The sequence below is a fragment of the Rhizobium sp. NLR10b genome, from assembly GCF_019685435.1.
Lineage (GTDB): Bacteria > Pseudomonadota > Alphaproteobacteria > Rhizobiales > Rhizobiaceae > Rhizobium.
The window spans coordinates 164,872-186,309 of the sequence record NZ_JABDWV010000016.1; the positions used below are offsets into that span (position 1 = coordinate 164,872).

At 60.2% G+C, this 21,438-nt stretch carries 20 protein-coding genes; 10 read left to right on the forward strand and 10 right to left on the reverse strand.

Annotated elements, in window-relative coordinates; all coding sequences use genetic code 11:
- Window positions 1-2: 2 nt before the first annotated feature.
- The 7 genes from HJB91_RS24660 to HJB91_RS24690 all read left to right on the forward strand — a co-directional run bounded on the left by HJB91_RS24660 (window position 3) and on the right by HJB91_RS24690 (window position 7,473).
- On the forward strand, window positions 3-1,133 hold the full coding sequence (locus HJB91_RS24660; protein WP_221156033.1) for a glycosyltransferase: 1,131 nt from the start codon (window positions 3-5) through the stop codon (window positions 1,131-1,133).
- Window positions 1,130-2,218, forward strand: coding sequence for a glycosyltransferase (locus HJB91_RS24665; protein WP_210633755.1), 1,089 nt, complete (start codon window positions 1,130-1,132; stop codon window positions 2,216-2,218). Before HJB91_RS24660 ends, HJB91_RS24665 begins: the two co-directional genes overlap by 4 nt.
- Entirely contained in the window at window positions 2,215-3,315 is a 1,101-nt protein-coding gene (locus HJB91_RS24670; protein WP_221156034.1) for a glycosyltransferase, read from the forward strand. The genes HJB91_RS24665 and HJB91_RS24670 overlap by 4 nt, the downstream gene beginning before the upstream one ends.
- Window positions 3,316-3,327: 12 nt before the next feature.
- Window positions 3,328-4,374: a UDP-glucuronic acid decarboxylase family protein gene (locus tag HJB91_RS24675; protein ID WP_221147565.1), complete on the forward strand. Its 1,047-nt coding sequence runs from the start codon at window positions 3,328-3,330 to the stop codon at window positions 4,372-4,374.
- A gap of 14 nt (window positions 4,375-4,388) precedes the next feature.
- Complete coding sequence (locus tag HJB91_RS24680) at window positions 4,389-5,117, forward strand: TIGR04290 family methyltransferase (protein WP_210633761.1); 729 nt, start codon at window positions 4,389-4,391, stop codon at window positions 5,115-5,117.
- A 121-nt stretch (window positions 5,118-5,238) separates the two neighbouring features.
- On the forward strand, window positions 5,239-6,153 hold the full coding sequence (locus HJB91_RS24685) for a cytochrome c (RefSeq protein WP_210633762.1): 915 nt from the start codon (window positions 5,239-5,241) through the stop codon (window positions 6,151-6,153).
- 147 nt (window positions 6,154-6,300) lie between these two features.
- On the forward strand, window positions 6,301-7,473 hold the full coding sequence (locus tag HJB91_RS24690; RefSeq protein ID WP_221156035.1) for a helix-turn-helix domain-containing protein: 1,173 nt from the start codon (window positions 6,301-6,303) through the stop codon (window positions 7,471-7,473).
- Between the two features lie 392 nt (window positions 7,474-7,865).
- On the opposite strand, the gene HJB91_RS24695 is transcribed toward HJB91_RS24690, so the two are convergent.
- The 8 genes from HJB91_RS24695 to HJB91_RS24730 all read right to left on the reverse strand — a co-directional run bounded on the left by HJB91_RS24695 (window position 7,866) and on the right by HJB91_RS24730 (window position 16,221).
- Window positions 7,866-8,288 carry a cytochrome c family protein gene (locus HJB91_RS24695; protein ID WP_221156036.1) on the reverse strand — a complete coding sequence of 141 codons (423 nt, stop codon included), beginning with the start codon at window positions 8,286-8,288 and terminating at the stop codon, window positions 7,866-7,868.
- Window positions 8,263-9,156 (reverse strand): cytochrome c oxidase assembly protein, encoded by an 894-nt coding sequence (locus HJB91_RS24700; RefSeq protein WP_221156037.1) that lies wholly within the window; start codon window positions 9,154-9,156, stop codon window positions 8,263-8,265. The genes HJB91_RS24695 and HJB91_RS24700 overlap by 26 nt, the downstream gene beginning before the upstream one ends.
- Window positions 9,153-9,755: a cytochrome c oxidase subunit 3 gene (locus HJB91_RS24705; protein WP_210633769.1), complete on the reverse strand. Its 603-nt coding sequence runs from the start codon at window positions 9,753-9,755 to the stop codon at window positions 9,153-9,155. The genes HJB91_RS24700 and HJB91_RS24705 overlap by 4 nt, the downstream gene beginning before the upstream one ends.
- Entirely contained in the window at window positions 9,752-11,665 is a 1,914-nt protein-coding gene (gene ctaD / locus HJB91_RS24710; RefSeq protein ID WP_210633771.1) for a cytochrome c oxidase subunit I, read from the reverse strand. Before ctaD ends, HJB91_RS24705 begins: the two co-directional genes overlap by 4 nt.
- Window positions 11,662-12,645, reverse strand: coding sequence for a cytochrome c oxidase subunit II (coxB, locus tag HJB91_RS24715; RefSeq protein WP_210633772.1), 984 nt, complete (start codon window positions 12,643-12,645; stop codon window positions 11,662-11,664). Before coxB ends, ctaD begins: the two co-directional genes overlap by 4 nt.
- On the reverse strand, window positions 12,642-13,199 hold the full coding sequence (locus HJB91_RS24720) for a cytochrome c (RefSeq protein WP_210633774.1): 558 nt from the start codon (window positions 13,197-13,199) through the stop codon (window positions 12,642-12,644). Before HJB91_RS24720 ends, coxB begins: the two co-directional genes overlap by 4 nt.
- Before the next feature lie 203 nt (window positions 13,200-13,402).
- Window positions 13,403-15,805 carry an FdhF/YdeP family oxidoreductase gene (locus HJB91_RS24725; RefSeq protein WP_221156038.1) on the reverse strand — a complete coding sequence of 801 codons (2,403 nt, stop codon included), beginning with the start codon at window positions 15,803-15,805 and terminating at the stop codon, window positions 13,403-13,405.
- Window positions 15,806-15,969: 164 nt separating this feature from the next.
- On the reverse strand, window positions 15,970-16,221 hold the full coding sequence (locus HJB91_RS24730; RefSeq protein WP_210633777.1) for a hypothetical protein: 252 nt from the start codon (window positions 16,219-16,221) through the stop codon (window positions 15,970-15,972).
- A gap of 214 nt (window positions 16,222-16,435) precedes the next feature.
- Between HJB91_RS24730 and HJB91_RS24735 the strand changes: the two genes are divergently transcribed.
- The 3 genes from HJB91_RS24735 to HJB91_RS24745 all read left to right on the forward strand — a co-directional run bounded on the left by HJB91_RS24735 (window position 16,436) and on the right by HJB91_RS24745 (window position 18,809).
- A complete protein-coding gene (locus HJB91_RS24735; protein WP_210633778.1) occupies window positions 16,436-16,672 on the forward strand; it encodes an antitoxin in 237 nt (78 codons plus the stop codon).
- Entirely contained in the window at window positions 16,672-17,073 is a 402-nt protein-coding gene (locus HJB91_RS24740; RefSeq protein ID WP_210633779.1) for a type II toxin-antitoxin system VapC family toxin, read from the forward strand. Before HJB91_RS24735 ends, HJB91_RS24740 begins: the two co-directional genes overlap by 1 nt.
- A gap of 455 nt (window positions 17,074-17,528) precedes the next feature.
- The gene (locus HJB91_RS24745; RefSeq protein WP_210633799.1) at window positions 17,529-18,809 is read left to right on the forward strand and encodes a DUF3422 domain-containing protein; all 1,281 of its coding nucleotides are present in this window, start codon (window positions 17,529-17,531) and stop codon (window positions 18,807-18,809) included.
- A 126-nt stretch (window positions 18,810-18,935) separates the two neighbouring features.
- Here HJB91_RS24745 and HJB91_RS24750 read toward each other — a convergent pair whose 3' ends face one another.
- Together HJB91_RS24750 and HJB91_RS24755 are read right to left on the reverse strand one after the other, a co-directional pair.
- Complete coding sequence (locus tag HJB91_RS24750; protein WP_221147568.1) at window positions 18,936-20,771, reverse strand: methyl-accepting chemotaxis protein; 1,836 nt, start codon at window positions 20,769-20,771, stop codon at window positions 18,936-18,938.
- A gap of 296 nt (window positions 20,772-21,067) precedes the next feature.
- A partial coding sequence (locus tag HJB91_RS24755; protein ID WP_221156039.1) for a thiamine phosphate synthase occupies window positions 21,068-21,438 on the reverse strand: 371 nt, incomplete at its 5' end.

Sequence of the window (21,438 nt, forward strand, 5' to 3'; positions counted from 1 at the left end):
CCATGAAGTTCCTTTTTTACACTCATTCACTGGTCTCCGACTGGAATCACGGCAATGCCCATTTTCTTCGCGGCATCATGCGCGATCTCCAGCGGCGCGACCATGAGACGCTGGCGCTGGAGCCGCAGGATGCCTGGAGCCGGGCCAATCTGGTGAGGGACCAGGGGCCGGCTGCGGTCGAGGCATTTCACCAGGCATTTCCGCAGCACCGTTCGCGAACGTATGGTGTCGAATTCGACCATGAAGCAGCGCTTGCCGATGCCGACGTCGTCATCGTCCACGAGTGGACGGAACCGCAATTGGTCGAGAGGCTCGGCCGCATCCGGCGCAATGGCGCAACCTTCACCCTGCTTTTCCACGATACGCATCATCGGGCCGTCTCCGCCGAGGGCGATATCGCAGGGCTGGCGCTTGAAGACTATGATGGGGTGCTGGCCTTCGGACAGACGCTGCGCGAACGTTATCTCAGAGCCGGCTGGGGGAAATCCGTCTTCACTTGGCACGAGGCGGCCGACGACACGCTGTTTCGACCGTTGCCGGAGATCGAGAGAGCCGGAGACCTCATCTGGATCGGCAACTGGGGCGACGATGAACGGTCCGCCGAAATCGGCGAATTCCTGGTCCGCCCCGCAAAAGATCTCGGCTTGAACACGGTCGTGCGCGGCGTCCGCTATCCCGGCCATGCATTGGACGAGCTTCGCGAGGCCGGCATCGCCTATGACGGCTGGATCGCCAATGCCGATGTGCCCATGGCCTTTGCCCGTCACAAAGCAACGATTCACATTCCGCGGCGGCCCTATATCGAACATCTGCCGGGGATTCCGACCATCCGCGTCTTCGAGGCGCTCGCCTGCGGAATACCCCTGATCTCGGCGCCCTGGAATGACGCTGAACATCTCTTCGAACCTGGCAGGGACTATTTGGTCGTCGGTGATGGCGAGGAGATGAAGAAAAGTCTGCGTGACGTCCTCGCCGATACCGATCTGGCTGCGAACCTTGCCGCTGCCGGCCTCGAAACGATCAAGGCTCGTCACACCTGCCGCCACCGCGTCGACGAGCTTTTTGCCATCCTGGCGCGCTGCGGCACGCATAGGGTCACCGCAAACCTGCAATCCAGGGAGGCTGCCGAATGAAGATCGCCTTTTACGGATCGAGTCTCGTCTCCGCCTATTGGAACGGCGCCGCCACTTATTATCGCGGCCTTCTGCGAGCGCTGGCGGAGAAAGGTTACGACATCACCTTCTACGAGCCCGATGTCTATGATCGGCAGAAGAACCGCGACATGGATCCGCCGGACTGGTGCAGGGTCGTCGTCTACGAAGGGACGATCGACGCCCTCAAGGCCGTCACCAGCGAGGCGTCCGAAGCTGATATCGTCGTCAAGGCGAGTGGTGTCGGCTTCGAGGACGATCGGTTGCTGGAAGAGGTGCTTCGCAACGCACGGCCGCACGCGCTGAAGATCTTCTGGGACGTGGACGCGCCGGCGACGCTTGCCGAACTCAGGACCAACCCCGATCATCCGTTGCGCCGCGCGCTCGCCGGGCTTGATCTCGTGCTGACCTATGGCGGCGGCGACCCCGTCGTGAACGCATATCGTTCCGTCGGAGCGGCCGAATGCGTGCCGATCTACAATGCGCTGGACCCGCAAACGCATCATCCGGTGCCGCAGGATGACCGCTTCGCCGCCGACCTCGGGTTCCTTGGCAACCGCCTGCCGGACCGCGAGGCGAGGGTCGAGCATTTCTTCCTGGAAACGGCGTCGCGTCTGCCGAACCGAACGTTCCTGCTTGGCGGTTCCGGCTGGCAGGGCAAGCCGATCTCGTCAAACGTCCGCTATATCGGTCATGTGCCGACGCGCGATCACAACGCTTTCAACGTGACGCCGATGGCGGTCCTCAACATATCGCGCGCCAGTATGGCGGAGAATGGTTTTTCCCCTGCGACACGGGTCTTCGAGGCGGCCGGCGCCGGGGCTTGCCTCATCACCGACTACTGGGAAGGCATCGATGTCTTTCTGAAGCCCGGGGAGGAGGTCCTGGTCGCGCGCGACGGACAGGACGTGGCTGCCTTGCTCAGCGGCCTGTCGCACCAAGCCGCACGGGAAATTGGGGAAAGGGCGCGCCGGCGCGTTCTGGCCGAACACACCTATGTCAATCGCGCCGAAACGGCAGACGAGATTTTTCGCGCCCGTCTTGGCGCGCGGGAGGCGGCTGAATGACGAGATCGCTCGATATCGTTTTCCTCGGACTCTCCCTTTCCTCTTCCTGGGGGAACGGTCACGCCACGACCTATCGCGCCCTGATCAAGGGGCTTCGGCAGGACGGCCATCGGGTCCTGTTCCTGGAGCGGGACGTGCCCTGGTATGCCAGCCACCGGGACCTGCCATCGCCGGGCTTCTGCGAGCTTGCCTATTATTCCGATATCGGCGCAATGATCGAGCGTCACGGTGAAAGGCTCGGCAAGGCCGATGCCGTCATCGTCGGATCCTACGTCCCCGATGGTGTGCCGCTCATCGACAGGCTCGAGGCGCTGGAGCCGAAACGCCTCTGCTTCTATGACATTGACACGCCGGTCACCCTCGCCAAGCTCGATCGCGGTGACGAGGAATATCTGGCGCTGCGCCAGATTCCTTTATTTGACACCTACTTCTCCTTCTCCGGAGGAAGGGTGTTGACGCGGCTCGAACAGAGATATGGCGCGCGCAGGGCCATCGCGCTCTATTGTTCGGTCGACGAGGGCCGCTATGCCGATACCGGCGAGCCCACTTGTTGGGATCTCGGCTACCTCGGAACCTATAGCCCCGACCGCCAACCGACACTGGAGCGGCTTCTGCTGGAGCCGGCGCGCCGCCTGCCGTCGATGCGCTTCGTTGTCGCCGGGCCGCAATATCCCGCCGGGATCGAATGGCCGGCCAATGTCGAGCGCATCGAGCATCTGCCGCCTGCCGATCACGCAAGCTTTTACAGCCGGCAGCGGTTCACGCTGAACGTGACCCGCAGCGATATGATTGCCGCGGGCTGGTCTCCCAGCGTGCGGTTGTTCGAGGCTGCCGCCTGCGGTGCGCCGATCATCAGCGATTTATGGCAGGGTCTCGACGAGCTGCTGCCGGACGGTAAGGCCTTGTTCGTTGCGCGCGCGCCGGAGGATGTCGTGGCGCTGCTGACGGAGCTTCCCGACAGCGACCGCCTGGCCGCCGCCGCAGCAGCGAGAAAGCTGGTGATGAGCAGTCATACCGGTGTCGCACGTGCCGGCGAGCTCGTCCGGGCTCTTTCCGATCGGCCCGCCAAGCGAGCTTTCGACCGTATCTCAGCGTGAAGGAGAGTATCGATGCTTCAAGCCAATCGTCGCGGAAAAGGCAAGACTGTTCTGGTGGCAGGAGGCGCCGGCTTTGTCGGCTCGCATCTATGCGATGCTCTGCTCGGCCGTGGCGACAGCGTCATTTGCGTCGACAGCTATATTACCGGCTCGCGGGACAATGTCAGGCCGTTGATGAACCATCCGGGCTTCCGGCTCATCGAACAGGATATCTGCAAATTCATTGAAATCGGCGAACCGCTCGACCAGATCTATAATCTGGCCTGCGCCGCGTCCCCGCCGCAATACCAGGCGGATCCCGTTCACACGATGATGACGTGCGTCGCCGGCACGGGCAATCTGCTGGCGCTTGCCGAGCGGCACCGGGCCGCCTTTCTCCAGGCCTCGACGAGCGAGGTCTATGGCGATCCCGCCGAGCATCCGCAAACGGAAGACTATCGCGGAAATGTCAGCTGCACAGGACCGCGCGCTTGCTATGACGAGGGAAAGCGCGCCGCCGAAGCTCTTTGCTTCGATATGCTGCGCGCGGGCCGCGTCGATGTGCGGGTCGCCCGCATCTTCAACACCTATGGGCCGCGAATGCAGGCAAATGACGGCCGGATCGTCTCCAACCTGATCGTGCAGGCCCTCTCGGGGAAACCGCTCACCATCTACGGAAGCGGCATGCAGACCCGATCCTTCTGCTACGTCAGCGATCTTGTCGGCGGCCTCAAGGCGCTGATGGATGTGCGGCCGAACCCTGGCGTGCCCGTCAACCTCGGCAATCCCGGGGAGTTCACCATCAACGAGCTTGCGCAGATGATTCGATCGATGGTGCCGGTGCGAACGGCTGTGGCCTACCGACCTTTGCCGAAGGATGATCCTCAACGCCGCCGGCCCGATATTTCCCGCGCGACAGAACTTCTCGATTGGCAGCCGACGGTGCCCCTTGCCGAGGGGCTCAGATATACGATCGACTGGTTTGCCGCCAATTTGGACGATCGTCCCCGTAAACGCGTCGCTGCGCCTCGCCGTCATCGCGCCGCGGCTGCCTCGCAGGCCGCCCCCTTGGACAACTGACGCGGATGCACACGATGGTGAACCTGCAACAGCGTATCAATGAACTGGGCCCCTGGTTTCAGAATATGCGGTTCGGAGAGATCGAAACCGCGCCGGACCATTTTCTCGGCGACTATCCGGCGTTCAAATGGGAAGGCTTCAAACATGTCGTGCCCAAGGATCTGGAAGGACGCAGCGTTCTCGATATCGGCTGCAATGCAGGCTTTTATGCGCTCGAAATGAAGCGCCGCAACGCCGGGCGGGTGTTAGGCATCGACAGCGATCCACGTTATCTCGAGCAGGCCCGCTTCGCCGCCGATCATTTCGGCCTCGATATCGAGTTCAGGCAGATGTCGGTTTACGAGGTGTCGAAACTTGGCGAGAGGTTCGATCTTGTGATCTTCATGGGCGTGCTTTACCACCTGCGCCATCCGTTGCTGGCACTGGATCTGCTCCACGAACATGTGGCTGCAGACCTCATGCTGTTCCAATGCCTGCAGCGTGGTGAAGAGCGGATTGCCACGCTGGAAGAGGATTACGACTTTTCGGAATGGAAGGTTTTTGACCGGCCGGATTTTCCGAAGCTGTTCTTTGTCGAAGAGCGTTATGCTGCCGATCCCACCAATTGGTTCATTCCCAACAAGGCGGCGGTCGAAGCGATGCTGCGCAGCTCGGGTTTTGTCATCGAGGCCAATCCCGAGCGAGAAGTTTATCTCTGCCGCCTGGGGCGGCGGCCATATATGGTCGAGCCGCCGCCCGGTTGAGGTGTTCATCCAGAGCGATTGAGCTTTTCACGGAAATGCGAAACCGCTCTAAGTTGTCGTTCGCAACTCCGGACGGAAAACTGTTTCATAGTTTTCCCGGAATTGCTCTAGCGGGTCCAGAATGGTGAAAGGTGCCCGATTGTTTTCGACCGCTGTCGCCGCGGTCCTCCTTGTCTGCCTCGCAACCTGGCTGCTGACGAGGCCGCATCCACGCTTCGCTGCCGGCGATCCCACGCTGACGCCGGGGGATGCCGAGCGCGGCAGAGTGGTCTTTGCTGCAGGCGGCTGCTCCTCCTGTCATGCTTCCCCCGGTCAGCCGGACCGCTTAAGGCTCGGAGGAGATCTTGCCCTGGCCTCACCCTATGGAACCTTCAGAGTTCCCAATATCTCGTCCGACCCAGAGGCCGGTATCGGATCGTGGTCGGTTGCCGATCTCGCCAACGCGCTGATTTCAGGGGTCTCTCCCTCAGGGCAGCATTATTACCCGGTATTCCCCTATCCCAGCTACACGGGGATGACTCTCGGCGACGTCAGAGATCTATACGCCTTTCTGCATACGCTTTCGCCCGTGCCGGAGCGCCCGCAGCCACACGATATTTCCCCCTTGTTTCGCATCCGCCGCTTCGTCGGCTTCTGGAAGCTTCTGTTCTTCCACGAAGGCAGATCGGAAGCAGCGCTGAGCGGCGATCCCGTGCATGATCGCGGTGCCTATCTCGTGGAGACGCTCGGTCATTGCGCCGAGTGCCACTCATCCCGCAACATATTCGGCGCGTTAAAGCCAAAAACCAGGTTCGCCGGCGGAGTGAGTTCTGAAGGTGTCGGCTTCAACCCTAACATCACGCCGACAGGTATCAGCTCGTGGTCGGAGCAGGATGTCGCCGAAATGCTTCACAGCGGCAGGACGCCGGGTCACGGCTATGTCGGCTGGTCCATGGCGGATGTGGTCGAGAATACGGCGGAGCTCCCGGAGGCCGACCGGATGGCTATCGCCCGATACCTGAAGTCGCTGCCGCCGCGCCCGACGTCCCATCCTTGATGCGTATCGCCGATCGAGTGATATTGAAGAACGCGAGAACGGGGGGATTAAGCTATTATTGATGCAACGTCATCAGGTTGGGCGACGGAACAGTGCAATGGCCGCAACGTTTTGAGTGAACAGGTATAATGTGAGAGGCAGATCGTCATGAATACGGCTTTTGACGAATTCGCGCAAAAGGCTGTCCTGGTCGTCGAGGACGATTACGCTCTCGCCAGCGAACTCGCATCGAAGCTGACAGCAACCGGAATCAAGATAGTCGGGCCTGCACCGAGCGTCGAACGAGCGTTGCAATATATCGAAGATTCCCAAATTGAAGTGGCCATTCTGGACATCAATCTCGGTGGAACGATGGTGTTCCCTGTCGCCGATGCGCTGGCTAAGCGCAATATCCCGTTCTTCTTCGCAACCGGCTACAGCCGTGATGTCGTGCCTCCCCGCTTTGCGGATCGGATTTTCGTGGAAAAACCGCTGGACACGAGCGCGATTTATACTGCCCTTTCCGAGTGCCGAGGTTCGACGGCGAGGTCATCAGGCGGTCAGAAGAATCTCGTTCTTTCCGCTCTTTCTCCGCGAGAAGATGATCTTATCCGGCCGCTTCTCAAGCAGGTTCAGCTGGTTCAAGGCGAGGTTCTTGAAAGGCAGTTTGGAGAGATCACGACGGTTTCCTTCATTGAAAGCGGGACGGTCTCGCTGGTCGCCTCGTCGCTGGATGACTCACAGGTAGAGGTTGGCCTTATCGGGCGTGAAGGGGTAACCGGCACGGGGTTGTTGGAGGGCGATTGGCGCACTCCCTACAAGCTTGTGGTGCAGACCGAAGGAACCGCGCAGCGCACCGACGTCGACAGCTTCCTTCGTCTGACGCAGAGGGCACCGCAGTTGCGATCGCTTTCATCAACGTTTTCAAGGACGCTCGCAATTCAAATTGGTTATACGGCCCTCGCCAACAGCCGATATTCCATCGAACAGAGACTGGCCCGTTTGCTGCTTATGCTCGATGATCGATCGGAAGGCCAGGTGCTGCTTCTGACCCACGAGCATATATCTTCGATGCTCGGCGTCCGGCGTTCAGGAGTTACGGGCGTACTTCCAATTCTAGAAGGCGAAAAACTCATCCGGTCGGTACGAGGAAAGGTAATCGTCCTCGATCGCGAGGGCCTCATTCTCAAGGCCAGTGGTTCTTATGGCATTCCGGAGGCGGAATACGAGCGGTTGATGGGGTTTTCATTGCGGGGTGGCGAGAATGTTAGAAGGGCGCATGACCAATCACGTCCTCACTTCTACAACCCCCAAATACCGGGTAGGAATAGCCGCTCCTAAATCACAGTGGCGAAAATTGCTGAATTTCGTCACAGACGGGGATCCCATTGGAGGGCAAGTTTTGCACGCCGCAATCGTTCGACCCCAACCCCGTTTTTGGGACGCGCAAAGACTTTTGCAGCGGATGCTGTCGCTAAGAGATCGACGTAAAGTTCTCGCCCCGTCGCAGCGCGGATCCGCCGGCCTGTTGCTTCTCGTCACATTCTAGCAACTCTGCCTTAAGCCTCTCAAGGTGCGCCACATGCATGTCCTGCGACTCCTCGAAATTGGTCAAAAGCCGTATCGCCTTCACGTCGGCGCCGCGGTTGGTCAGCTCAGCGACAATCTCGCGCTGTCGAGCGCCGTGATGATCCGAGCAACTTCAAAGGCGGGTTGATCGGAAACCCAGATTTCTAACGAGCATAGAGATAGGCTGCCAGATCGCGGGCCTCCTGTTCGGATATCCCGGTGGCCGGCATCGCCGTCTTTGGCGAATGGGCCTGCGGCGCGACGATCCAGCCGACGAGGTTGTCGGCGGAATTGTTGAGCACGCCGGCAATGTAGACCCGCTCGCGCAGACCGGAAAGATCGCCGCCGACCTTGCCGTCAGCCCCCTCGATATCCGGAATGGTGTGACATCCGGCGCAGCCATATCGGCGAAAAATCGCCGGCGCCCGCGCCGGATCGCCTTTCGTCATGGCGACGGCAACAGCCTGCCTTTCGGATCGCTGCCGGTAGATGTCGGTCAAGGTCAATGCCGCCGTCAGGCTCACCACGCAGGCGGCGATCACCAAGGCGGGGCGAAGGGAATTATGGGGCGACGATGCGTGTTCCATCTGCGCCTCCCTTTCCGGAAGCCCTGATCCACAAAGCCGTCAGCGCCAGCGCAACAGCGGCGTAGACGATGGCGGCAGGAACCCACATTACCAGGCCTGCCATCTGCTGGTCTTCGAGCGGCGACAGCCCCCAAACCCCGGATGAGCGTGTCTGCACGACGTAGAGCACGTTGGGTGACAGGGCGATGAGGGCCCCGAGAATGCTCATATGCAGCATCGTCAGGAAAAGGTGCCAGGCCGCCAGCCCCCTGTTCGTCTTCCAGATGACGGACCACCAGAACAGGACGGCACTTACAAAAAAGGAAAGATGCTGCAGCCGGTGGAGCGGCGTGCTTTCAATCGCGGCGTCGAACAGGACAGGCGCATGCCATGCCCAGATTGCCGCCCCATGCAGCAGCGTCGCGACAGTGCCGTTGCTGAGCAACCTCCAGGTCTTGCGAACCATGCGCGAGGCGAGCACCTGTCCTGTCCGGCGCCTGACGATCCTTGGCAGCCCCCAGAGCAGCACGGCCGACGGCCGTGCCGATACGATGAGCGGCGCGGCAACCGCCATGAGCAGTTCATGTTCGATCATATGGAAGGTGAAAAGTTGTTCTCCAAGCCAATGCAGGGGAGAGACAAGCGCGCCGGCAAGCACCAGCCAGCCGGCCCAATAGGCCAAAAGCCGGTGCGCGAAGGCGCGCCGGCCAGCGGATGATCGCGACATCAAGCGAAGGCTTCCACTTGCATAGAGGGCTGCGCAAACTGCGAGCGGCGCGATTATCCAGGGATCGGCCGTCCATGTGAAGGAATTCGAATGGGCATGGCCTTCATGTGCCAGTCCCGGTGTCGCCATGAGAAGAAAAGCGATTGTCGTTGCTGTTCTCATAGCCGCGGCACCCAATAGATGCATCCGTAGAGCGGAAGCCAGGCGAGCACGACAAAGTTCCAGTAGAGCGCGTTATCTTCGACATCGCCGTAGCGCCGCGCATTGTCACCATGCTTCGAAAACATCAGGCAGGCGAGGACGACGGTATCGACGAGATCGGTGATGATGTGGGTCGCGTGCAGGCCGAGCATTGTCCAGACGATCGATCCGTAGGCGTCGTCGTCCCAGCCTATGTGGAGGGCAGGAAATTCGTAGGCGCGGGGTATGAGGGGTGCCGCTCCGAGAAGCGCCATGATGATCAGTCCCGCGCGCACCTTGCGGAGATCCCTCTGCTTCGCCCACCGCGCGACGAGCATATTCGGCACGATGCTGACGAGAAGCAGCAGGGTCAGGATCGTGCCGGGAAGGAGATCCGGGGCAGGGGCTTCGATCGGCCAATGCGGCGCCAGGCTCATGAGATAGAAGTAGACGACGATCGCCAGAGCGAATCCCATGCCTTCAATCAGCATGAAGGCGCTGGTGCCCCAGAAGGTCAGGCTGGCGGTGCCCAGGCCGTGCAAGGGAAGCTTCGAGAGATCGGTGACCACGCGCTCCTTCATGTCTCGTCCTCCGGTGTTTGCTTGGGCCAGAACCATCCTGTCAGAGTGATCGCCACCGGAACGGCTCCCCAGACGACGGCCCACGGGCTGAAGATCGAGCCGATCAGCATGATGCTGGTGGCAATGGCGGCCAGAAACGGCCAGATGGAATCGGCTGGCGAGGCCTCCCGCGCCTCCGGCTCGCCTGATGTGACGCTGCTGACGATCAGTTCCCGCCGATCGAGCCGAAGTCCCGTCGCCACCGCCAATGTCTCGCCCGACATCCAGAGCGGCTCGCGCGATTCGACCACCGGAATATGCCGAAAATTATAGGGGGGAGGGGGCGAAGGCACGGCCCATTCCAATGTTGACGCATTCCAGGGATTGCGGCCGGCCGGCGGGCCATGGCGGAAGCTGCGCAGGGCATCGATGAAGAAGACCAGGAAGCCGGCGGCCAGGATAAAGGCGCTGAGGCTGACGAACAGGTTCAAACCGGCCCAGGGCAGCTCGGGCGGATAGGTGTAGACGCGCCGCGGCATGCCCTGGAGCCCCAGGATGTGCATTGGGAAGAAAGTCAGGTGGAAGCCTGTGAAGATCAGGCCGAAGGCCCACCGTCCGAGCCTTTCGCTCATCATCCGCCCGGTCATCTTTGGAAACCAGTAGTAGATCGCGCCGATCAGCGGGAAGACGGAGCCGCCGATCAGGACATAGTGGAAATGGGCGACGACGAAATAGGTGTCGTGGACCTGAGTATCGAGGGGCACCGACGCCACCATCACGCCGGTCAGGCCGCCGATGACGAAGGTGATGAGGAAGCCGATGATGAAAAGCAGCGGTGTCTTGAACACCGGACGGCCATCCCACAGCGTTGCCAGCCAGCAGAAGATCTGGGTACCGGCGGGAATGGCGATCGCCATGCTCGAGGCGGTGAAAAAGCTGCTCCCCAGCCGCGGCAGGCCGGCCACGAACATGTGGTGCACCCATAGGCCGAAGGAGAGAATTCCGGTGGCGATCATCGCCAGCACCAGCGGCATATAGCCGAAGACCGGACGCTGTGTGAAGGTGGAGATCATGGCGGAGACGATGCCGACGGCCGGCAGGAAGATGATGTAGACTTCGGGATGGCCGAAGAACCAGAACAGGTGCTGCCAGAGGAGGACGTCGCCCCCTTCCGCAGGATTATAGAACTGGGTGCCGACCAGCCGGTCGAGAATGAGCGATGAGCTGGCGAACATGATCGCCGGCATGGCCAGGATGACCAGAAAGGCGGTGACCAGCATCGACCAGACGAAGACGGGTATCCGATCGAGCGACATGCCGGGCGCGCGCAGCTTGAAGACCGTCACGACGATCTCGACGGCAACGGCAAGGGCGGACACCTCGGTGAAGGTGATCATCTGTGCCCAGAGGTCCGCCCGTTTCCCCGCGCCATATTGCGGGCCGGACAGAGGCACGTAGGAGAACCAGCCGACATCGGGGGCGGTATCGAGGGCAAGCGAGATCCACAGCAGCAGCCCTCCGGCGAGATAGATCCAGTAGGAGAAGGCGTTCAGCCTGGGAAAGGCGATGTTGCGGGTTCCGACCATCAGAGGAACGAGATAGACCGCCATTGCCTCCATGACCGGCACCGCAAACAGGAACATCATGTTGCTGCCGTGCACGGTGAAGATCTGATTGTACCGGTCCGCGCTGACGAAGCGGGCCTCGGGGAAGGCGAGCTGGATACGCATCACAAGCGCCAGCACGCCGCCGAGAATGAGAAAGACAAAGGCTGTCGCGATATAGCGCCGACCGATGATCTTGTGATCGACCGTGGAGAGCGCTGCCAGCAATCCGGAAGGAGTCGACCATGTGCGCCTGAGGAAGGCTTCCGCCTCTTCATTGCCGGCAGCCAGATCGGCTGGGGAAGGGGTTCTGCCGGTGCCGGTCATCGCAGACCACTCATGTAGGCGCTCAACTGTCTCAGCTCTTCGCCGGTGAGGGGGACCAACGGCATGTTGTTGCCCGGCTTCAGCGTTTGCGGGTCGGCAATCCATGCCGCAACCGATCCCCGCGTATTCTCCAGCCGCCCCGCCGCAATCATGCTGCGGCTGCCGACATGGGTGAGGTCAGGTCCGGAGGTGCCCGACGCCTCGGTGCCGCGGATGGTGTGGCAGGCGGCGCAAGGCTTGCTCATGAAGACGAGCTCTCCCGCCGCGGCATCACCATCGGTCGGTGCGGCTGCCGTTTCTCTCTGCGACTCCAGCCATCTGGCATAGTCCTCCGGCTCCTCGGCGATCACCAACAGTGCCATGTGGCTGTGCTGCAGGCCGCAGAATTCGGCGCATTGGCCGCGATAGATGCCGGCTTTGGTGGCATGCAGCGTCAGACGGTTATCGCGGCCGGGGACCAGATCCTGCTTTCCCGTCAGGTTCGGCACCCAGAACGAATGAATGACATCAGTCGCGTCCAGGCGCAGCCGGACATCGGTTCCCACCGGGATATGCAGCTCGTTGGCGGTCTGGAATGTCTTGGCGGGATCCGCATCGAGATAGGTAAACTGCCACCACCACTGCTGCCCGCGAACGGCGATGGTCGGCTGATTGTCCCGGCCGCGGTCGACGCCATTGGTTGCGTAAAAACTGGTGATTGTCAGGAAGCTTATGACCAGGAAAGTCATCACGATCGCGCCGTTAACGACCCTGCCCATGGAACGCTCGGACTGCGGTTCACCGGGGGCCTGGTTTTTCCTGCGAACCAGCGCCCATGCCATGACGCTCATGACTAGCACGAAGACAACGCCGCAGACGGCGACAAACAGGAGTATCAAGCTTCTGAGTTCCGAAGCGGCAGGTCCGTCCGCATTCAGCGCCGATTGCGTCCCGGCAGCGCAGCCGGACAGAAACAAGGTGCATGCCGCGGCGATCTTCAAGGCCGGACACCTCGATCGGAGCGGACGCCTACCGGGCCTTCCTCGAAAAGAGTTGCGGCCGGCGCCCGGTTCTCGGCCGGTCTCGTATGCTTGTCGTCGTTGCGGCTCGGCGCGGTATAGAGGGCGGAATAGGCGCCGATCGTCCTGACATAGCCGGCGAGCTGCCAGATCTGGTCGCTCGTCATTTTGTTCGCGAAGGCAGGCATGCCGTGAGGCCGTCCGTCGCGTATGGATGCCACGACCGATACCATTTCCGAGCCATAAAACCACCAGCCGTCAAGAAACGAAGGGCCGGTCCCGCCTCGTCCGTCTCCATGGCAACTAGCGCAGCCGAACCAGGAATAAAGGCGCTTGCCCTGGCTCAGATCATAGGCGGTCACCTCATAAGGCTTGCCAAGCGCGAAATACACGTGGGGTGGTGTGCCGCCGATCCCGCCCGGCATCAGCAGGAACTGATCGAGAGATGATGTGACCGGCGGATCGGCGCGATATTGCCTTGGATGTCTAGCCCAGCCCATCGCGGCTCCGATCACGAACACAAAGAGCAGCAACATCAAGACCAACCAGATGCCCTCCTTCTTGACTGTGCTATCGGCAAGCAAAGGGAACCGATCGGGACCGGACGCGACGGCGGTATCGGCGCGACGCAAGCGTGGACGGGTTGCCCAAGCAACGGCGGCCAAGACGCCGGCCATTGTGAGAAACGATACTGCCGCCGACCAGGCATGCTTGCTTTCGCGCATCGCCGGGACCTGGGTTAGGGTCGCGACGACAGAGCCGAGAGACTGAGCCGCACCGGCAACATCTTGTAGGACGGGGTCTTGGCTTTGGCGTCGTGATGCGCCAGCGGAAAGAGCGGGTTCGCCTCAGGGTAATAGGCCGCACAGCACCCGGTTGGAATCGCGTGCCTGGCAATCTTGAAGCCGGCGACTCGGCGCAATGTGGCGACGTCGATGGCAGTCGTCAGATCGACGAAATCGCCTTCTTTGAAGCCCAGTCTGTCAATATCCTCATCGTTCATGAAGACCACCTTTCGCGATCCCTTCACGCCGCGGTAGCGATCGCTGTAACCGTAGATGGTCGTGTTGAACTGGTCGTTGGAGCGTAATGTGGCGAGGTTGAGAACCTCAGTGTCGCCCGGACCGATGTCGAGTTCGGGGAAGAGCCGCGGCGGCGTGATGAAATTGGCTTTCTGGTTGGGCGTCGTCCATTTGCGCTCCCTGGCCGGCACCGGTCTCGGAATGCCGCCCGGCTGAAACATGCGTTTGTTGAAATCCCTGAACGTCTCGGGATAGGTCGCTTCGATCGCATCGCGGATCTTCGAATAATCGCCGACCCATTCGTCCCACGGGACTCGGCCCTTCGCCAGCGTCGCCTTGGCGATTCCGGCGATGATGGCGGGCTCCGACAGAAGCTCCTGACTTGCTGGCTTCGCCTTTCCGCGCGAACCATGGAAATGCGCCACGGAACTTTCGATGGAGACGGCTTGCGGACCGCTCGCCTGTTCATCGATCTCAATGCGGCCGAGACAGGGAAGGAGATAGGCGATTTCCCCATGGATGACGTGGCTGCGATTGAGCTTCGTCGCAATCTGTACGGTCAGGCGGAGTTTGCGCCAGGCCTCCTCCATCGCTTCCGTTTCCGGGACAGCGCGCAGGAAATTGCCACCGAGGCTGACGAAGGCCTTGGCTTCGCCAGCCATGATCGCCTTGCAGGTGTCAACGGTCGCGCGACCTTCCCACTGTGGCGGCTCGAACTGGTAGAGCTCCTTCAGCTTGTCGAGCGGCACGAGGTCCGGCTTTTCCGTTATCCCGACCGTGCGCTGGCCCTGCACGTTCGAGTGGCCGCGCACGGCGCAGATATTGGCGCCCGGCTTGCCGATATTGCCGCGCAGTAGCGCGAGATTGGCGACCATATGAACGTTCTCGACACCCATCACATGCTGCGTGAGACCCATGCCGTAGATCATCAGCACCGCCTCCGAATGGGCGTAGGTGCGGGCTGCCTGAATCATCTGCTCGCGGGTCAAGCCGGAAACACTCTCCAGCTCGGCCCAGTCATATCGGCGGGCCGCTTCGGCGAATTCCTCGAAACCCGACGTATGCGTGCTGATGAAATCGTGGTCGAGAACATGCTTTTTGTCGGCGGCGGCAATCGAAGCGGCGAAGGCGACCGCCGCAGCATTATCCGGTTTATGGGGCAGGGCATCGGAGCCTGAAACCTTGCTCATGCCCAGTGCCTTCATCGCATCGTCGGCTTCGATCAAGGCTTTGCAGACCCCGAAGAGGGCCGCGATGTCGCCTCCGTTCTTCACCTGGTAATATTCCGACGAAATCGGCGTCGACCGGCCGGTCAGCATCTGGCTCGGCATTTGCGGGTTGATGAAACGTTCGAGACCCGGTTCGCGCAAGAGATTGAAGGTGACGATTTTCACGCCCCGGTCGACGGCGTCCTGAAGGTCATGCAGCATCCGCGGAGAAGAGGTGGCGACGTTCTGTGCCATGTAGAAAATGCAATCGCAGTTCTGGAAATCGGACAGGATTGCCGTGCCGACGGAGGCTCCGATGCTTTCCGGCAGACCGACCGAGGAGCTTTCGTGACACATGTTGGAAGAGTCGGGCAGGTTGTTGCTGCCGAAGATGCGGGCAAAAAGCTGATACATGTAGGAGGTCTCGAGGGATGCGCGCCCAGAGGTGTAGAAATCGACCTCACGCGGAGGAATTGACCGCAGCTCCTCGCCGATCTCCGCGAATGCATCGCTCCAGTCCACCGGTTCGTATTTGTCGGTCGAGCGGTTCCACCGCATCGGATGGGTCAGGCGACCTTGCTCTTCGAGATCGTGATCGCTCCACTGCTCCAGCTCATGCAATGTATGGGCGGCGAAGAAGGCGCGGTCGGCGCGGCGGGAAGTGACCTCCCAGGCGGTCGCCTTTGCGCCGCTTTCGCAAAATTCCATCGCATGCGGTTTTGCAGGCTTGGCCCAGGCGCAACTGACACACATGTAGCCGTCTGGTTTGTTGTGATGGGAAAGCAGCGACGGCCCCGATCGGGGGACGTGTTCGCGCAGAAGAATTTCTCCAAGAGATCTCGCCGCCGCCCATCCGCCAGCCGCAGGCGTGTTCTCACCAATTGTTGGCGGATGTTTCGATCGCGCTGACATTTTTGCCTCCCGACATTGTCGAAGGAAATCCCTGGCAGATATTTTGCGACCCGAACTCTTGGAGAAACAAACTGTTCCAGACGACATGGCAAAGTGACCTGTCGACAGCCGGTGACGGGAGAGGAGTGGCAATAATCTGGTCTTCTCGGCTGCGTCGCATGTCCTCAGAGGTGCGTCGGAGCATCGGCCTCCACCTCGGCATAGAGCTGACCGCACATTGTCAGCGACCGCCGCATCGCGGCGACGCGATCCTCGGCGTCCTTGCATGAATAGGCCCAGATGTCGGTCGCCCAGCTCTTGCCATCCATCTCGTACTGCAGGGCAAACTTATAGAGCCGTCGCTCATCCGCGTCGGTGCTCACCAAAGCGCGATCGGGATCATCGCGGCGCTGCCGTGGAAAACATACAACATTCACAACGTGCTCCTCGGGTTCACCTTGCCAGGGTACGAAATGCCGCTTTGCTTGGACTAACCTGAACGCGCGGATTTCGTTCCCTGCGCTCCGGGCCTGAGCAGGCCTACTCGCGGTCCGGCCTTTTCCTTCCCGCAACTTGCATCGCCGCGACAAATCCATTATGTACACACGGATGATGTACACGGGCGAGTTCGACTTCGGAAAGCAGGATGTCATGCATACGACAAAAGTATTCAAGAACGGCAACTCTCAAGCCGTGAGAATTCCCGCCGATTTGGCTTACAGCCAGACCGAGATGGAGCTTGAAATCGAGCGCATTGGTGACGAGCTCCGCATCCGCCCGCTAAAACCGTCCCTGGAGGGCGTACTGGCGCGTTTCGCAAGATTTGACGACTCGTTCATGGCGGAGGGGCGCGGTGATCAGGAGCAGGCCGAACGGGATAGGCTGTAATGCCGCTCTACATGCTTGACACAAACATGTGCATCTATCTGATGAAGGAGCAGCCGCCGCAAGTCGCACGACGTTTTGCTCAATGCCGCGTTGGCGATGTCGTCATGTCTGCCATTACGTTCGCGGAACTCGAATATGGCGTTTCTGCCTCGAAGGATGCAGAAAGGGAACGGTCGAACCTAGAGTATCTGATCGAGGCAATCCCTGTCGCCCCGTTCGATAGTGATGCGGCACGGGCCTACGGACCTCTCAGGTTCGCGACACGTGACCGGAAAAAGGATCACTTGGACAAACTGATAGCCGCTCATGCGGTTTCGCTCAAGGCTGTCCTCGTGACGAATAATGTGCGGGACTTTACGGTTTACCAGGACTTGCGCGTCGAAAACTGGCTGTTCCCATGAGTGCTGGTGATGGGATGGTTGCGCGTATAGTTCAATGCAACCTCAGGTGGCGAGTCTGGCGTAAGCTGAATTATGGAACAGCCGTCCAGGGCAGCGGGGCGGCATGGCATTTTGCGTTGATGCGCACGGACGACATCCACCCCGCACCCAAAAGGCCATGCATATGGCTGCGTGAGCAAGCGTGCGAACCGCTTGACCGCGCGGGATACACAGCACGCCAAGTCGTAAGAGGTCCCCCAGGGGATGCGCGATGGTGAGGTCAACGAAGCGGGCAGCGCCTTCTCAGGTTCTTTACTCCCGCAATCGCGGCGATAGCGGCAGCGATGAGTAGGGAAGCCGATCGACCGGGTAACAGTTCCAGGCCGCTTGATGAGCAGGCAGCAGGGCTTTCAAGTTGATCGCGTTCGGTTCATATAAGTTGGCCGGTGGCGTTTGGTGGGACGGGGAAGATGGATTTGAGTTCGAATCGCGCAGAGGAAGCAGTTTCAACCACGACGTCTGCTTCTGCGCAGCACGTCGCCAGCCCAGCGACTGTCGGACTGCAAACAGCAGATTTCAACTCCGAGCTTCACGCTCGTCCGTCCATTTATTTTACCGGCCCGGCGATCGTCGAGCACATTGCGTTCATGCCCTTGGATGGGGCGATCAAAGAGTTCCACGATAGCCTGGAAGTCGATGGTGAGATTTCAGTCAGGGTCGAACGGCATACTGAATTCGTCACGGTCACACGCCTGCGGAAATTGCACTCGGAGCCCGGGCGTTGGCCGGAATCTGATCTTGCGGAAGGTGATTTTGCGCGGCTGGCAGGGTTGACCGCTCCTCGCCTTGTTTGCCACGTTGCTATCCTTGTGCTGGGCAACCCTCCTGACGAGCTGGGACCGGTTTTAAAATCCTTCGATTTCGGGGATACAGCGGCGTCCTCGATTGGTGGTGGGTCGGCGCAAGTCTGCTCCGATTTTAGGGTCAGACCGGACAATTCAAGCAGGATCATCCTGTTCAACAGGGACCTGAACGCACATCGCCTGGGGCGCATGGTGCGCCGCATCTGCGAGATAGAAACCTACAGATCAATGGCGCTGCTCGGATTGCCGGAGGCGCGACGTCTGGCACCGCTTCTCGGTCAGTATGATGCGGAGCTCGTTCAACTGACCAATCGCAACTTGAGTACTCCTGCACATCAGCACAAGCAGCTGCTGGACGAGATCACGGTTCTTTCGTCCCATATCATCTCGGCCACCGCGGAAACCAGAAACAGGTTCGGAGCGACCGCCGCCTACGCGAAAATCGTTGAAGAGAGAATCGCGCTTCTACGGGAAACCCATGTCCCCGGCTTCCAGCGCTTTGGCACTTTCGTCGAGCGGCGGTTCAAGCCGGCGGTTCGTACTTGCGAGGCAAGTGCATTGAGGCTTGAGCAGCTGTCGAGAGCGACGATGCACCTGCTCGATCTGCTACAGACTCGAATTCAGGTCGAGATTGAGTTCCAGAATGCTACGCAGATTCAAGCAATGGCGGATCGAGCTGCGACGCAGGTCAAGATCCAGCGCGCGGTCGAAGGCTTTTCGATCATTGCGATTAGCTATTATTTGCTGAGCTTGGTGAAGTTCATATATGAGACGGCAGACCACGCTGGGTTCCATTTCGATCCGGTGATCATGCTTGTTGCCGTTCCGGTGGTTGTGGGAACCGTTGCGATCACTATCCTCCGCGTCAAGCATGCTCTGCGAGAAGGGTCCTGAAGCTGGAAATCGCGCGTCAGAACACTTTGCACTCTTCTTGATCCACCCCTCAAAGAGTTGCCGGCGGCGAGAGCAAGGCTGTTGGTTCTTCTACCCGGTGACCTCAGGACAAGTACCTGATCGTCATCACGCCGCCATGGTGCGGACGCTATGTCTAGGCTTAGCGGCCTGAGCGGGGTCACGGTCGAGGGTGAACTGATTGACCAGTTCGCGCAGCCTGCTCGCCTCAGCCGACAATGACGCGGCCGCTGCGGTGGATTGCTCGACCATCGCCGCATTCTGCTGAGTCGACTGGTCCATCTGATTGACGGCCGTATTGATTTCGGCAAGTCCGGTGGACTGTTCACGCGCAGAGGTCGCGATCGCTTCCATCAACCGGTTGATCTGAGACACTTGCTCGCTGATTTCGTTCAACGACTGGCCAGTCTCGAGAACCAGTCTTACGCCGGTGCCGACTTCGGTGGAGGACTTTTGGATAAGGCCCTTGATTTCCTTCGCCGCCGTCGCTGCCCGCTGGGCAAGCTCGCGAACCTCCTGAGCGACAACGGCAAAACCTTTGCCGGCCTCGCCGGCCCGTGCTGCCTCGACGCCGGCATTCAGGGCAAGAAGATTGGTCTGGAAAGCGATGTCGTCGATGACGCCGATAATGCTCGATATTCGTTCGGAGCTTTCCTCTATCCGCCGCATCGCCTGTTCGGCATGAGATACAACGGAAGCAGAACGTTCTGCACTGACGTTAGCCGCCTGGGCGACATTGCGAGCCTCCTCGGTTCGCTTCGAGGCGGTCGTCACATTGGCAGTAATCTCATCGAGGGCTGCCGCAGTCTCCTCCAGGGAGGCCGCCTGCTGTTCGGTCCGCTTGGACAGATCTTGCGCACCGGAGGCGATTTCGCATGTTCCGGTGTCGATGCTGTGCACCGTCTGCAGTACAGCGCCAATGGTTGTGCCGAGTTGCCTAAGCGAAGCATTGAAATCCCCACGCAACCTCTCGTATTCCGGAGCGAACGGCTCCGCCAACTGGAAAGAAACGTCACCGCCCGCAAGGCGTCTCAATCCATCGCCAAGCGTCGTTGTCGCAAAGCGCAACTGCTGCGCTTCCCGTTCGGCGCGCTCCTGTGCGGCAGCGCGCTCCGCCTCCGACTGGCTTCGCGATATCGCTGCTTCCTGCTCCAATCGAAGAACGTTGATCGCGTTCTGTCGAAACACTTCCACTGCTCCTGCCATCGCCCCGATTTCGTCGGCGCGGCCAGCATAGGGGATTTCGCTCTGCAGATCGCCGTCGGAAAGGGTCTTCATGGCGGAGGCGATCCATCGGATCGGATTGGCGATGCCGAAAACGGCAAACAGTGCTCCAGCCGAAGTGACCAGAATCGAAAGGGCGGCAATTAATGCCGTGGTCGTGAACGCGTAGCTCGCCGTCGCGTTGCTTGTGGTCACATATGTTTCGGTCTGTCCGAGAATGAACGCCACCAGGTCAGCAATCTCCTGGTTCACCAGATCAGATTGTGCCTCCATACTCTCCCGAAAGAGGCCGACCGCCTCGGCGGCCTTGCCGTTGTCGTGCAGTTGGACCATTTGCTGCGCAAACTCGCTATATTTCTTGAGCCCTGTCTCGACGTCTTTGATCAGCTCGCGGCCTTTCTCCGTGCGGACGCCCGCCACATATTCTCGGATTGCTCGCTCGACCGCGGCGTTCGCCTCGTCGATCAGCTTCGCCTCGGCGGCTTGCTTCTCAGGCGAGGCCTCCAGCAAGTACCGCGCATAGGCCAGCTTCAGATCAGAGAAGTTTCCCTTGATATCCCGGGCGGTGATCATCCGCTTCATCCAGAAGCCGCCAATCTGCTGAGCACTGTCGTTCAGTGTCGAAATTGTACTGAGAGAATTGTACGACAAGGCAATCAGGAAGGCACAGATGACAGACAAAACGGCGATCAGGGTCTGCTTGACGGTCGGGCGTTTCATACAATTCTCCAGTCCTCTAGGGCGGGCTGTACAGCTCAGATAACCGCAAGAATTCGCGCGACTGGCTAATTTAGGATTAACTTCAATTGGTTTCGCCGTCGCTCTCTGAATAATTTATGTCGCTTACAAACGAGGCGTAGCAAAGTTCTCATCCCTGCTATCATCGGTATGTTATTGACGACTTAGGATGAGATCGAAAGTCTCGGCCGCCAAGCGGCATCATGCCTGGCCGTCGAGCCCGCCTCCGTCGCCGCGCAGTTTTACGGCTTCGGTATCAAGAGGTCACCGGTGATACCTCACTTTGCGGATCGCCATGGCGCGGTCGCGGCCAGCCACTGCCGCGTGCGGGCCTCGGGATCCGGGTTGCGGGTGATATCGGTGACCACGGCGGCACTATCAGCGCCTCTTTCCAGCACCACCGGCGCCCGTTCGGCGGTGATCCCGCCGATGGCGACGAGCGGTATCGCGCCGACGCGCCGGCGCCAGTCCGCAACACGTTCAATGCCTTGCGGCGCCCATTTCATCTGTTTGAGAATCGTCGGCCAGACCGGCCCGAGCGCAACATAATCCGGCTCGGCCGCCAGCGCCGTCTCCAGCTCCGATATGTCGTGGGTGGAAAGGCCGAGCTTCATGCCGGCGCGACGAATGGCATTTCTATCAGCGGCCA